The organism is Streptomyces hokutonensis, from assembly GCF_000376565.1.
GTDB classification, from domain to species: Bacteria; Actinomycetota; Actinomycetes; order Streptomycetales; family Streptomycetaceae; genus Streptomyces; species Streptomyces hokutonensis.
Map to the genome: position 1 here is coordinate 1 of NZ_BARG01000138.1, position 11249 is coordinate 11249.

Annotated in this window: 8 protein-coding genes and 5 pseudogenes; 7 read left to right on the forward strand and 6 right to left on the reverse strand. The window is 68.7% G+C overall.

The features are described from left to right. Positions 1-43: 43 nt before the first annotated feature. Positions 44-748 (reverse strand): response regulator, encoded by a 705-nt coding sequence (locus tag SSP08S_RS53950; RefSeq protein WP_019075949.1) that lies wholly within the window; start codon positions 746-748, stop codon positions 44-46. Continuing rightward, the gene (locus tag SSP08S_RS53955; RefSeq protein ID WP_051106218.1) at positions 736-2019 is read right to left on the reverse strand and encodes a sensor histidine kinase; all 1284 of its coding nucleotides are present in this window, start codon (positions 2017-2019) and stop codon (positions 736-738) included. Before SSP08S_RS53955 ends, SSP08S_RS53950 begins: the two co-directional genes overlap by 13 nt. Positions 2020-2203: 184 nt before the next feature. Between SSP08S_RS53955 and SSP08S_RS64110 the strand changes: the two genes are divergently transcribed. Next, positions 2204-2776: a hypothetical protein gene (locus SSP08S_RS64110; RefSeq protein WP_019075951.1), complete on the forward strand. Its 573-nt coding sequence runs from the start codon at positions 2204-2206 to the stop codon at positions 2774-2776. 239 nt (positions 2777-3015) lie between these two features. Here the strand turns inward: SSP08S_RS64110 and SSP08S_RS60545 are convergent, their stop codons facing one another. Both SSP08S_RS60545 and SSP08S_RS64720 read right to left on the reverse strand, forming a co-directional pair. Further along, complete coding sequence (locus tag SSP08S_RS60545; protein ID WP_078532911.1) at positions 3016-3234, reverse strand: hypothetical protein; 219 nt, start codon at positions 3232-3234, stop codon at positions 3016-3018. Beyond that, positions 3162-3638 (reverse strand): STAS domain-containing protein, encoded by a 477-nt coding sequence (locus SSP08S_RS64720; protein ID WP_078532912.1) that lies wholly within the window; start codon positions 3636-3638, stop codon positions 3162-3164. The genes SSP08S_RS60545 and SSP08S_RS64720 overlap by 73 nt, the downstream gene beginning before the upstream one ends. A gap of 214 nt (positions 3639-3852) precedes the next feature. Here SSP08S_RS64720 and SSP08S_RS62990 point away from each other — a divergent pair, with 214 nt between their 5' ends. Beyond that, a complete protein-coding gene (locus SSP08S_RS62990; RefSeq protein ID WP_051106222.1) occupies positions 3853-4128 on the forward strand; it encodes a hypothetical protein in 276 nt (91 codons plus the stop codon). A gap of 8 nt (positions 4129-4136) precedes the next feature. Here the strand turns inward: SSP08S_RS62990 and SSP08S_RS64395 are convergent. Then, a pseudogene (locus SSP08S_RS64395) lies at positions 4137-5228 on the reverse strand (transposase); the annotation flags it as partial. Continuing rightward, positions 5229-6062, reverse strand: a pseudogene (locus SSP08S_RS64400) (IS110 family transposase); the annotation flags it as partial. Positions 6063-6249: 187 nt separating this feature from the next. Here SSP08S_RS64400 and SSP08S_RS57945 point away from each other — a divergent pair. The 5 genes and pseudogenes from SSP08S_RS57945 to SSP08S_RS53995 all read left to right on the forward strand — a co-directional run. Beyond that, positions 6250-6893, forward strand: a pseudogene (locus tag SSP08S_RS57945) (transposase). A gap of 189 nt (positions 6894-7082) precedes the next feature. Then, positions 7083-8094, forward strand: a pseudogene (locus tag SSP08S_RS64725) (carbamoyltransferase C-terminal domain-containing protein). 62 nt (positions 8095-8156) lie between these two features. Beyond that, a pseudogene (locus SSP08S_RS64120) lies at positions 8157-8663 on the forward strand (AMP-binding protein); the annotation flags it as partial. Between the two features lie 939 nt (positions 8664-9602). Next, positions 9603-10607 carry a sugar ABC transporter substrate-binding protein gene (locus tag SSP08S_RS53990; protein WP_019075954.1) on the forward strand — a complete coding sequence of 335 codons (1005 nt, stop codon included), beginning with the start codon at positions 9603-9605 and terminating at the stop codon, positions 10605-10607. Further along, positions 10607-11249: ABC transporter permease (locus SSP08S_RS53995; RefSeq protein ID WP_019075955.1), on the forward strand; the 643-nt coding region annotated here is incomplete at its 3' end. The genes SSP08S_RS53990 and SSP08S_RS53995, both read left to right, overlap by 1 nt.

The window sequence follows — 11249 nt, forward strand, 5'->3', positions numbered from 1 at the left end:
ACTGATCGGAGTGGGGCGGACTCGCCGTTCAAGATGGCTTGTCTCACGGTGGGCCATCGGGGCTGCCGGTGGTTCCGCCAGGAGGGCGAAGCCTGCGATCAATTGACGGACCGTGCAGGAAACGCAGGACGGCAAGGACGCGCCTGTGATGGCCATCCGCGGGGGGCAGGTCGAGCTTGGCGAAGATGTTGTTGATGTGTTTGGCGACCGCGCTGTCGGTGACGACCAGGTCTTCGGCGATGGCGGCGTTCGAGCGGCCTTCGGCCATCAGGGCGAGTACCTCTCGCTCGCGCGGCGTCAGCCGCTGCAGCGGGTCGCTGTCACGGCGCAGCAGCAACTGGGCGACGACCTGTGGATCCAGTGCCGTGCCGCCGGCCGCCACCCGCCGTACGGTCGCGGCGAACTCCTCGACGTCGGCGACGCGCTGCTTGAGCAGGTAGCCCACCCCGCTGGTGTTGGCGGTCAGCAGGTCGGCGGCGTACCGCTCCTCGACGTACTGGGACAGCAGCACGACAGCCGTCGTCGGCCACTGCCGACGGATCGCCAACGCCGCGTGCACGCCCTCGTCGGTGAAGCCGGGCGGCATGCGGACGTCGATCATCGCCAGATCAGGCCGGTGTTCCCCGACCGAGGCCAACAGCGCCTCGGCGTCGCCCACTTCGGCCGTGACCTCGAAGCCCGCCATCTCAAGCACCTTGACCAGCCCCACCCGCAGCAGCACGGAGTCCTCGGCGATCACCGCTCGCACAGCGGCTCCCACGGCAGCTCCGCGACGACCGCCGTCGGGCCCCCGGCGGGGCTGCTGATCCGGAAGACGCCGTCGACGGAACCGACGCGCCCGGCCAGCCCGGCCAGCCCGGTGCCAGCGGCCGTACCGGCGCCACCCACACCGTCGTCGGTGACCTCCACCCGCACCACGTTTCCGGTCCGCCGTACGCTCACGTCCACGCGTGTGGCGCGGGAGTGCTTGGTGACGTTGGTCAGCGCCTCGGAGACGACGAAGTACGCGACCGATTCGGTACGGGGCGCCACTCGCCCGTCCAGGTCGACGTGGAGGCGTACGGGCACAGCTACCCGGGCGGCAAGACCGGACAGCGCCGCGTCGAGGCCGCGATCGTCGAGCACCGCGGGATGCAGTCCACGGACGAGGTCGTTCAGTTCGCTGATGGCCTCCTTCGCCTCACGGTGCGCCTCGTCGATCACCCTGAGCACCTCGTCCGGCAGGTCCGTGAGCGTCGCCCTGGCCAGCCCCAGATTGACCGCGAGGGAGACCAGGCGCTGCTGAGTGCCGTCGTGCAGATCCCGTTCGATCCGGCGGCGCTCGGCGTCGGCCGCCTCGGCCAGGTCGGCGCGTCGGGCGGCGAGATCCGTGACCCGCCACTCGAGTCGCTGCGCACGGCTAGGCCCGAGCAGCGCCCGCGCCGCGCGCGTCTCCACCCGGGTCACCGCTGCAGCGAGCGGGGGCGCCGCGGCGATGAGCAGCACGCCCCCCGCGGTGACGTATGCCGCCTGGATGAGTCCCGTGTGCGTGGCCCACATCCACCCGCAGACGGTGGCGCACCCGATGCCGGTGCCCCATACGGCCAGGACCAGCACCTCCGCGGCGGCGAGAAGCGGCCCAAGGAGCGTGTGATAGGCGGCCTTCCGCCAGGTCTGCGCGGAAGTGAACAGCCGGAGCAGGTGATGCGGCCCCAGACGCTGTCCCGCCGCCGCTGCCGAGACCGGCAGGGAGCGAGGGATGTCCGCTCCGAGCAGTTCTTGATGACGCCACCTTTGAACCGCCGTCAGCGGCAGCGCGACCAGGAGGAGCAGGAGGACGACGGCGACCAGCCCGGGAACGATGTCCCAAGGCGTGTGCACCGATCCGACGACCGGCTTGGCCCCGAGCCACAGCCACACCGGTACCGCGGCGAGATGCGGCACCACACCCGCAGCCAGGAAGGCCGTGTCCTGCCGGGCCGTCCTGACCCGTCGTCGCAGTAAACGGCTGGGCGGCCCGAGTACGGAGGGAAGCGTCATGGACCGACCGTAAAGCTCCAGGCGGGGCGGGGACCATCCACCTGTCCTCAGGGTCGATGGTGAAGCCCGCACCACCCCGAAGCCGGATCCGTCCGCTACTGACCTTCGCACGCCCCGCAGCCACGCTGTTTCCACAAGGCCGCAGACCCGCTGCGGTACCAACAGGAACAGGGTGGAAGACGCCATGGACGCACCACACGTTGAAGATCCGGGAGCCCACCGTGAGCAGGCGCCGCAGCAGCCGCGGTCCGCGGGGCGGACGATCACCGAACTCCATGAGACCGCAGTTCCCTACGACGCGGAGGCGACGCCCGGTCCTGGGCCGTCGTCGCGACGCAAGTGGCCCAGGGGCGAGCCCCGTTACCTCGGCCTCGCGCTCGTCGGCTGCGGCGTCGCCATGCTGCCCTGGCTCGTCGTCCTCGCCAAGACCCTGCCGACCACCACCCGCGTCCGGCACTGGTCGACCGCCTGGGTGGGACTCGACGCCCTCGAGGCACTCGGACTGGCCACCACCGGCCGGCTGCTGCTGCGCCGGGATCCCCGCTGCGCCCTCACGGCCACGGCCACCGCCGCCCTCCTGGTCACCGACGCCTGGTTCGACGTGACAACCTCGGCCGCGGGCACCGAGTTCACCACGGCCGTCGCGATGGCCGTCGGCATCGAGCTGCCCATGGCGACGTTGTGCACGGTACTCGCGGTCCGCTCACTGCGGCGCCCGTCTCGGGACCCGGGCCGAGGTGTCCGGACACGCTGGTGACCGAGGGGTCGAAGCAACGGTTCGGCGGGCGATCCGCGGCCGTCACCCCCACCGGGACTGATCGTTCTCAAGTTCACGGTCGGCAACTCCACCCGGACCGTCCCGGGGGCCCTGGCCGGGGTCTCGGGCCAGGGTTTCGACCGGGGTCTCGGGCCGGAGCCCACCTTCCCATGAACTCCCTTGATCCCGCAGACACTTCAGCCGCGAGACCGCCGCGTCAACACGGTCGTCATCCGCCCCTATCGAGGCCGGGAAGAGGCGCGGAGTCGGGCGACCGCCTGCTGCAGATCGGCGAAGGCGCGTTCTTCCTCGCGCGGCCCGACGCGGGAGGCGGCAAGGACGCTGTCCCGTGAAGCGCGGATGCGGGCATAGGCATCGAAGCAGATCAGGACCTCCTGGACCGCGCCTTCCTGCGGGGTGAGCGGAGGCTGAGGGGACGGGGTATTCGAGGATGGCATCGCCAGATTCTTGTTCTCGTTGCGCAGCTACGGGCCGGGAAGGGGGGTTCCGTCAGGCGTCGCATGCCCAGTTCGTCCAGCACACGCAGGCTGAGAGGCGAAGCACGGCTGATGACGAAGCGCATGCCGGAACGGCGGGCGAAGGCCGCCGCTGCCAGCAGCAGTCTTCGCACCTCGGGGGCGAGATAGGTGACCTTGCCGAGGTCGACTTCCATCAGGTCGGGGGCCCGGGCAAACGCTCTCAGAAGTCTCTTTCGGACGCGGGGCGCCCTGCTCGCGGCCAGCTCTCCTCGCAGCCGGACGACGATCCGGTCACGATGGCGGGGAGGGGGCCTGAGCTGCACGAGAAGCCTTCCGGGCGCGACGGACACGTCGCCGACCAGGCTTCCCGGCACACCACCCACCCCTGAGTGCGGGACGGGCTGTCACCACCCTATGCGCTGCCGCGGCCACCGGCACAGTCCAAGCCGTGGGCCCTCGATCTCTCCGCGGAACGAGGGCCCACGGCCATGCCTGGGATGACCGGATATGGAACAGGCACTGAGCTTGTTCTTTATGGTCTGAGCCGCCTGAAAGCGTGCGACAAGGCCAATCCAGCCCCTGAGTAGGGTTGTGGCCATGGCCAAGGGAGTGGGGCGACGGCCCAAGGTGGATCTGGACAGCGGCGTCGAGGACGCGACGATGCTCATCCTGGAATGGCTCGGCGAGCAGGGCGTAGGTGCCATGATCCGGGTCGACGCGGAGCGGATGCGTGCCGGTCAGCCGGCGTGGACATTCGCAGCCTCTGGTGGGCCCCTGGATGGTGGGATGAGGGCCGATGGGGCCTCGGCCGCCGAGTGCATGGGCAGGGCATTGCTTGGGCTGCGAGAAGCCGGGCTGGTCGTTCCCTTCTGAAGCCGTGTTCAGCGTCTGAGCTGGTCGCGTTCGGTGATGCTTTCGGGGCGTCTGGTGGTCTTGCCGACGTCGTAGCGGGTGGCGGGGCGCCGGTTCTTCGAGCCGAGCGGCCTGCCGGGGCCGGGCCGGCTGGGTTTTGGCGCACGGGCCGGACAGGGCAGGTTCGGGCGGAGGTTCCTGAACCCCCGGCGGACCCGGGCCGGGGTGAGTCGGCCCGGGTCCGCCGGCTTCTCCCACGGACGGCGAAGGCCGGCGACCAGGGGCCGGGCGAGGCGGAGTTGGGTGTGGGCGGCGATGATCAGCCAGGTCCACCGGTTCGCCGCCGCGGGCGTGCGGAGCTTCGGGCGGGTCCAGCCCAGCGTCTGCTTGATCATCCGGAAGGTGTGCTCCAGATCGAACCTGCGCAAGAACGCCTGCCAGCGCAGATCGACGTCCTCCCCCGACAGGCCGGTCGCCGACGACCACAGCCAGACCGGCAGTGGATCGTGACCGCCGGGCAGACGGTCGACCTCCAGACGGATCAACGTGCCTTCGATGACAGGGAGTTCGCCGGTGTGGTCGATCCACGCCGAGCGCGTGGTCAGCCTCGGGTGAATGCGGTTCCAGGCCATCACGCGAGCGGTGCCGTAGCGGTCGGTGACCTGCACGGTCTCCGCGTCCGGATCGCCACAGGAATCAGGCTTGGCGAAGCGGAACTCCTTGCCGTGCTTCGGCGGGCGTCCTCCTTGTGGCGGAGAGATCCACGGGACCGGAACCGGCTTGCGCATCACACGGTCCGTGCGCATCCGCCCCAGGATCTCCACCGGTAGTCCGGCCAGGAGATGGGCCATGCGCGGAGCGTCGTATCCGGCATCGAAGACAACCAGGATGTCGCGGTCACCCGGCTTCCAACGCCCCATCTTGATGAGGTCGGTGACCACCCGGCGGACCTGGGCGGCAGTGACCTCGGCGACATCGTCGGCCGGCCCCAGCCGCAGCGCGTCCAGGATCTGACACCACGAGGTCCGGCCCGACTCCAGCGCGGCGACCAACGAGGAGGGCCAGCCGGGCACGAACTGGTCCGAGGAGCGTCCGCTGCGGCCGTAGACGTGACAGAACAAGATGACTTCGGCGCGCTCGTCGAGGTGGAAGGACTCGCGGATCTCTCGGTCGGTGTCTTTGATCCATTCGTCGAGCGCGAGGAGCTGGTGAGCGAGGTCGCACACGAGTTTGGCGGCTCGCTTCTCTCCGGGCAGCACCTGGGACTGGGCTGCCTCGACCGCGCGGGCGGCGACCTCGGCTGCACTGCGGACCGTGCGTCGTGCCAGCCAGTCCGCGAGCCGCTTAGTGCCGGCCCGCCGCAAAGCGGCCGGGGTCTGGTACTCGGTGAGCAGGACGACCGGCCCCTTGGCGGCTGAGTAGTCGAAGGCCCGCTCCAGAGCAGGGCAGATGCCCACCAGGGCATCGCGCAGCCGGTTGATCAGTCGTACCCGGTCGGCGATCAGGTCGGCTCGATGCGCGGTGAGCAACTGGAGGTTGGCTACGGTCTCGTCCGGGAGGCTCAGGGGCGTGAAGTCCTGGCGCATACGCGCGGTGTCGGCGATGACCAGGGCGTCCTTCGCGTCGGTCTTCCCCTCGCCGCGGTAGGCCCCGGACATTCGGTTGACCGTGCGTCCAGGCACATACACCACGCTTTGGCCATGGGCGATCAACAGTGCAAGCAGCAGTGTTGAGGCCCGGCCGCAGATGTCCACCGCCCACCGCACCTCGTAGGCCGTCTCGCACGCCGCCACGATCAGGGCCAGGATGTCGTCCTCACCGTTGACGACCTTCCTCGAAAGCACCTTCTCTCCGCTGCCGTTGACTCCAACCGCCCAGTGATGGGCCTTGCCGGCGTCGATGCCGACCCAGATCTGCTCATGACGTTCCGTAACCGTCGTTGCTCCGTTCCTCAGGCACCAGCACCCTCAAGGTCCGGGAACACTCCGCCGCCAAGCCCTTAACCAGCGATGACCGCAGTTCTCAATCAGCAGCCGGAGCGTCCCGGAGGACCGGGCGGCCACTCACTCCGAGCCATCAACGGCAGGTCACTATCAGCCACACCCAGCCCTCCCGGACCACCAGCATTCTTAAGGGGTCACGATGCTCATCGTCACCCGTGAGGGTGACCGGCGGTGCAAACTCCCGCCGCACCGCCGTGCGCTGGTCGCACTCGTGTACCTGCGTCGCCACGACACCCTCGCCCGTATCGCCGGAGCCTTCGGGATATCCGTCGGTACCGCCCACGCCTACGTCACCGCGGTCACCGGCCTGCTCGCCGAGCAGGCGCCGGGCCTGTTGAAGACGCTGCGCGCGCACGACCCGGACTTCGTCCTTCTGGACGGCACGCTCGCCGAGTGCGACCGCGTCGGCGACGGCAGGGCCGACTACTCCTCGAAACGCAGGCGGCACGGGGTGAACGTGCAGGTCGTCACAGACCCGGCCGGCGAGATTCTGTGGCTGTCGCCGGCACTGCCGGGCCGGACTCACGATCTGACGGCCGCCCGCACCCACAAGATCCTCCGGATGCCGGCGACTGGGTTACCACCGCCAAGCGCCGCCCGCCGGGCGGTGAACTCACCCTCACCGAACGGACCGAGAACCGGGCCCTGTCCTCGGCCCGGGCACCCGTCGAACGAGGCATCGCACGGCTGAAGTCCTGGCAGATCTTCCGCAGATCCCGCATCAGCCCCAACCGCATGAGCGTCATCACCAAAGCCGTCCTCACCCTGGAGAAGCAACGCTGAAAAGGCTCAGTGCTCGCGTGGGAGGGCTACACCGGCGCCTACTACGTCGTCGACCGGAACGCCCGGAACGTCAGGACGATTCCGGTGCTCAGCCAACCCGGGGTGCGCTACGCGCAGTTGTTCGCCATCGCGGATCCCGCCTACCCGAGCGACGCGACGCATCAGTGGTTCCACGACAGCGGCAAACTGATGGCGCTCTCGGCCTTCGGACGAGCCGAAGACGCGGATGCGGACATCGTGGCGACCGTCGACCGGCTGCTGGGCCCCGCCGCCGAACTACCCTTGCCGAAAAGCGACTTCAGGCACTCTCCGGTCTACAACTCCGGAGTCACCAGCCAGGCCACCAAAACCGCCGCCGCTCTGTTGACCCGCCGTGTCTTCCAGCTCTTCGAGGACACCGCACGGCGCCATCTCTCCTCGGGGACGCCCTTGTTGATCTCCGGCGGGTGCGGCCTCGACTGTGACTGGAACGGCATGTGGCGGCAGTCCGATCACTTCTCATCGGTGTTCGTGCCCCCGTGCACCAACGACTCCTGCTCGGCCATCGGAACCGCCGTCGACGCCCTCCATCACGCGACAGGCCGCTACACCGTGGACTGGAACGTCTACGGAGGCCTGCCCTTCGACCAGGACAGCACCCCGGACAGCTCCCTGTGGTCGCACCAGCCCTTGGACCACCATCGGCTCGCCCGGACACTGTCGGCCGGACATGTCGTCGCCTGGGTACAGGGACGCTGGGAGATCGGCCCGCGCGCCCTCGGACACCGCTCCCTGCTGGCCGAGCCCTTCACCTCACGCACCCGCGACCGGCTCAACGAGATCAAAGCCCGCGAGGACTACCGGCCCATCGCCCCCTGCTGCCGCGCCGAGGACGTCGCCGACCTGTTCGAAGGCGACTTCGACGATCCCTGCATGCTCTACTTCCGCAAGGTAAAGAGCAGCGAACTGCACGCCGTCACCCATGTCGACGGCAGCGCGCGTCCATACCGTCAGCCGTGCCGACAACGCCGAACTCCACACCCTGCTCTCCGAGTTCGCGCGGGAACGGGGCGCCGGAGTCCTGTGCAACACCTCCCTCAACTTCAACGGCCGGGGCTTCACCAACCGGATGCCAGAGCTGACCGAGTACTGCGAGGCACGCGGAGTCGACGACATGGTCGTCGGCGACGACTGGTACACGCGCCGGGGCGCCGCCTCATGACGACACAAACCCTGCATGACCGGAGGACGACGGACTGCGTGCACACGGTGTTCGCCCGCACAGCAGCACGCCACCCGCGACGGACTGCGGTGTCCGACGGAAGGAGCAGCTTGAGCTACGCCGAGCTGGACACGGCGGCGGACCGTCTCGCCCACCGGCTCAGGGCTCTGGGCGCCGGTCCCGAAGTACCAGTCGGCGTCTGCTTGGAGCGTGACATCGACCTGGTCGTGGGCCTCCTCGGCGTCCTGAAGTCCGGCGCCTGCTATGTGCCGCTGGACCCCCGTCACCCCACGGAGCGCCTGCGATCGGTACTCGACGACACCGGCGCCTCGCTGGTCGTCGGCGCGTTCCAGGCCGACGGCGTCCGTACCGTGCCAGTGTCCGACCCGGCGCTGGCGATCGAATCCGACGCGGGAGTGCACACGCTCCCGCTCACCGGCGAACGATGCGTCCATCGGATCATCACGGACCTGGTCGTGCTCGCCGTCACACCGGGGGCCTCGCTCTCGTGGAATGCGCGCCAGGTGCGACCGCCGAGGGCATCGCCGACCGCACCGAGGCGCCTCTGATCTGCAGACCATGAGCCGTGCAGGTGTCGGGCCGGGAGGGGACCGTAGTCCGTGCCCGCCCTACGTTCTCCACCTATTGTCGCCGCGGCTACGACAGGGATGACCGTGCGGTAGGTGAACACCGTGGTCGCAAGGTGCATCAGGAGCAGCGACTGGAGGGCCGTCGACCCCTTGCGCACAATGGTCCAGCTCACCGCCCCCCAACATCCCGACCGTCGTCGGCAAGATGCACGAAGACGCCTTCAGCGGCTGGAGGTCATCGGGCGCGCCCGCGGCCAGGGCAAGGGTAGCGAGCACCATGTCCGCCACTGAGACCATCGCGGGCGCGGCAAGGCAGACCTCCCGCCACGACGAGCGGACCACGACGGACGGCGACTGCGTGAGAGGCATGAGACATGGCCCCCACGCCGCCCCGGCGTCTGCTGGAAGACTTCGCCCGCTTCTTTCCCTGGGCAAACCAAGCGCCGCACGCCCCTCGCCTCGCCCAGCTGATCCAGCGCGGGCGCGAAGCCCCGAGGATATCGCTGCCCGAACCGGCACACGTCTGGTCCGGAGGCCGTGAGCCCCGGCCGTCCGGCCGGCGTCGATCAGTCCTTCGCCGAGGGCGGTCAGGTGGTCGTTGCAACCAATCTCATGACCGGATCCGCAGCTCAATTTCATTCCGAACACTTTGTTGGTACGTCCTGACATACCTGTTGACATCCCCACAGAGTCGGCCCCATAGTCTCTCCAACTAGAGCGCGCTACTAAAGCGCTCCAGTCGCTGAACAGGCGGCCTACACCAGCGACCGCCGCAGAAGAAGAGCCGCCACGCACGGCACGTACACAGCACTCACGCACCGCGTCGCCACTCGGTCAACACGCATCGGCCGCCGGCGCGGGACGCGCTTCAGCCCACCACAGACTCCACCCTGACAAGCACAGCGAGGTGCAAGGGACATGCGCAGAAACCACCGAGCCGCAGTTTTCACCGCCACCGTTCTGGTCGGCACTCTGTTCGCCGCCGGCTGTTCCAGCAGCTCGGGCGGCAAGAAGTCCGAGGGAGGAGGTGCGGACGCCTCGGCCGGCAAGGCCACCACCCCGCGTATGACGGTGGCCATGATCACCCATGCCGCCCCCGGCGACACCTTCTGGGACCTGGTCCGCAAGGGCGCCCAGGCCGCCGCCGCCAAGGACAACGTCAAGCTCGTCTACTCCAGCGACCCCAGCGCCGGCAACCAGGCCAACCTCGTGCAGAACGCGATCGACCAGAAGGTCGACGGCATCGCACTCACCGCCGCCAAGCCGGACGCCATGAAGGACGTGGTGGCCAAGGCCAAGTCGGCCGGCATCCCCGTGGTCGGCTTCAACTCCGGCGTGAGCGACTGGAAGAAGCTCGGCATGCTGGAGTACTTCGGCCAGGACGAGAACATCGCCGGCCAGGCATTCGGCCAACGACTCAACCAACTCGGCGCCAAGCACGCCCTCTGTGTCATCCAGGAACAGGGTCAGGTCGCCCTCGAGGCCCGCTGCGCCGGTCTGAAGAAGGGCTTCAGCGGCAGGACCGACATCCTCTACGTCAACGGCACCGACATGCCGTCGGTGAAGTCGACCATCACCGCAAAGCTCAGCCAGGACTCCTCCATCGACCAGGTGGTCACCCTCGGCGCCCCGATCGCGCTGACGGCGATCCAGTCGTTGTCCGACTCCGGCAGCAAGGCCAAGCTCGCCACCTTCGACCTCAGCAAGGACCTGGTGGCGGCCGTCCAGGACGGCAAGATCGAATTCGCCGTGGACCAGCAGCCGTATCTCCAGGGCTACTTGGCCGTCGACTCGCTGTGGCTCTACAAGACCAACGGCAACTTCAGCGGCGGCGGCACGGCGCCCGTCCTCACCGGACCGGCATTCATCGACAAGACCAACGTCGCCAGCGTCGCCAAGTTCGCCGCCAACGGAACCCGGTGATGAGCATGACCCAGCACGCCGAACCGGCGGTGACCTCACCGCCGGCCCCCGGCCCCAAGGAGGTTGACGGCCGCACGGCCGAACGTCCGCAGGCGATACGGCTGTTGGCGCGTCCCGAGGTGGGTGTCTTCCTCGGCGCCGCAGCGGTGTACGTGTTCTTCCTGATCACCGCTCCGCCGGTGCGCGAGGGCGCGTCGATGGCGAACATCCTCTACGGATCGTCGACCATCGGGATCATGGCCCTGCCGGTCGCCCTGCTGATGATCGGCGGCGAGTTCGATCTCTCCGCCGGCGTCGCCGTCATCACCTCCGCGCTCACCGCGTCGATGCTCAGCTACCAACTCACCATGAACGTATGGGTCGGTGTGATCGCCGCCCTGGTGGTCTCACTGGGGATCGGCTTCCTCAACGGCTGGCTCGTCGTCAAGACAGGCCTGCCCAGCTTCCTGATCACCCTGGGCAGCTTCCTGATCCTGCAGGGCGTCAACCTCGCCGTCACCAAACTGGTCACCGGCAACGTCGCCACCGACGACATCAGCACCATGGACGGCTTCGACCAGGCCAAGAAGATCTTCGCGTCGTCCTTCGACGTCGGCGGCGTCCAGGTGAAGATCACCATCGTGTGGTGGCTGGTCTTCGCCG

Coding starts and splice junctions, on each gene's coding strand:
- SSP08S_RS53955 (WP_051106218.1), bottom strand. CDS start 2,019: ATGACGCTTCCCTCCGTACTCGGGCCGCCCAGCCGTTTACTGCGACGA.
- SSP08S_RS64110 (WP_019075951.1), top strand. CDS start 2,204: ATGGACGCACCACACGTTGAAGATCCGGGAGCCCACCGTGAGCAGGCG.
- SSP08S_RS60545 (WP_078532911.1), bottom strand. CDS start 3,234: ATGCCATCCTCGAATACCCCGTCCCCTCAGCCTCCGCTCACCCCGCAG.
- SSP08S_RS62990 (WP_051106222.1), top strand. CDS start 3,853: ATGGCCAAGGGAGTGGGGCGACGGCCCAAGGTGGATCTGGACAGCGGC.
- SSP08S_RS53990 (WP_019075954.1), top strand. CDS start 9,603: ATGCGCAGAAACCACCGAGCCGCAGTTTTCACCGCCACCGTTCTGGTC.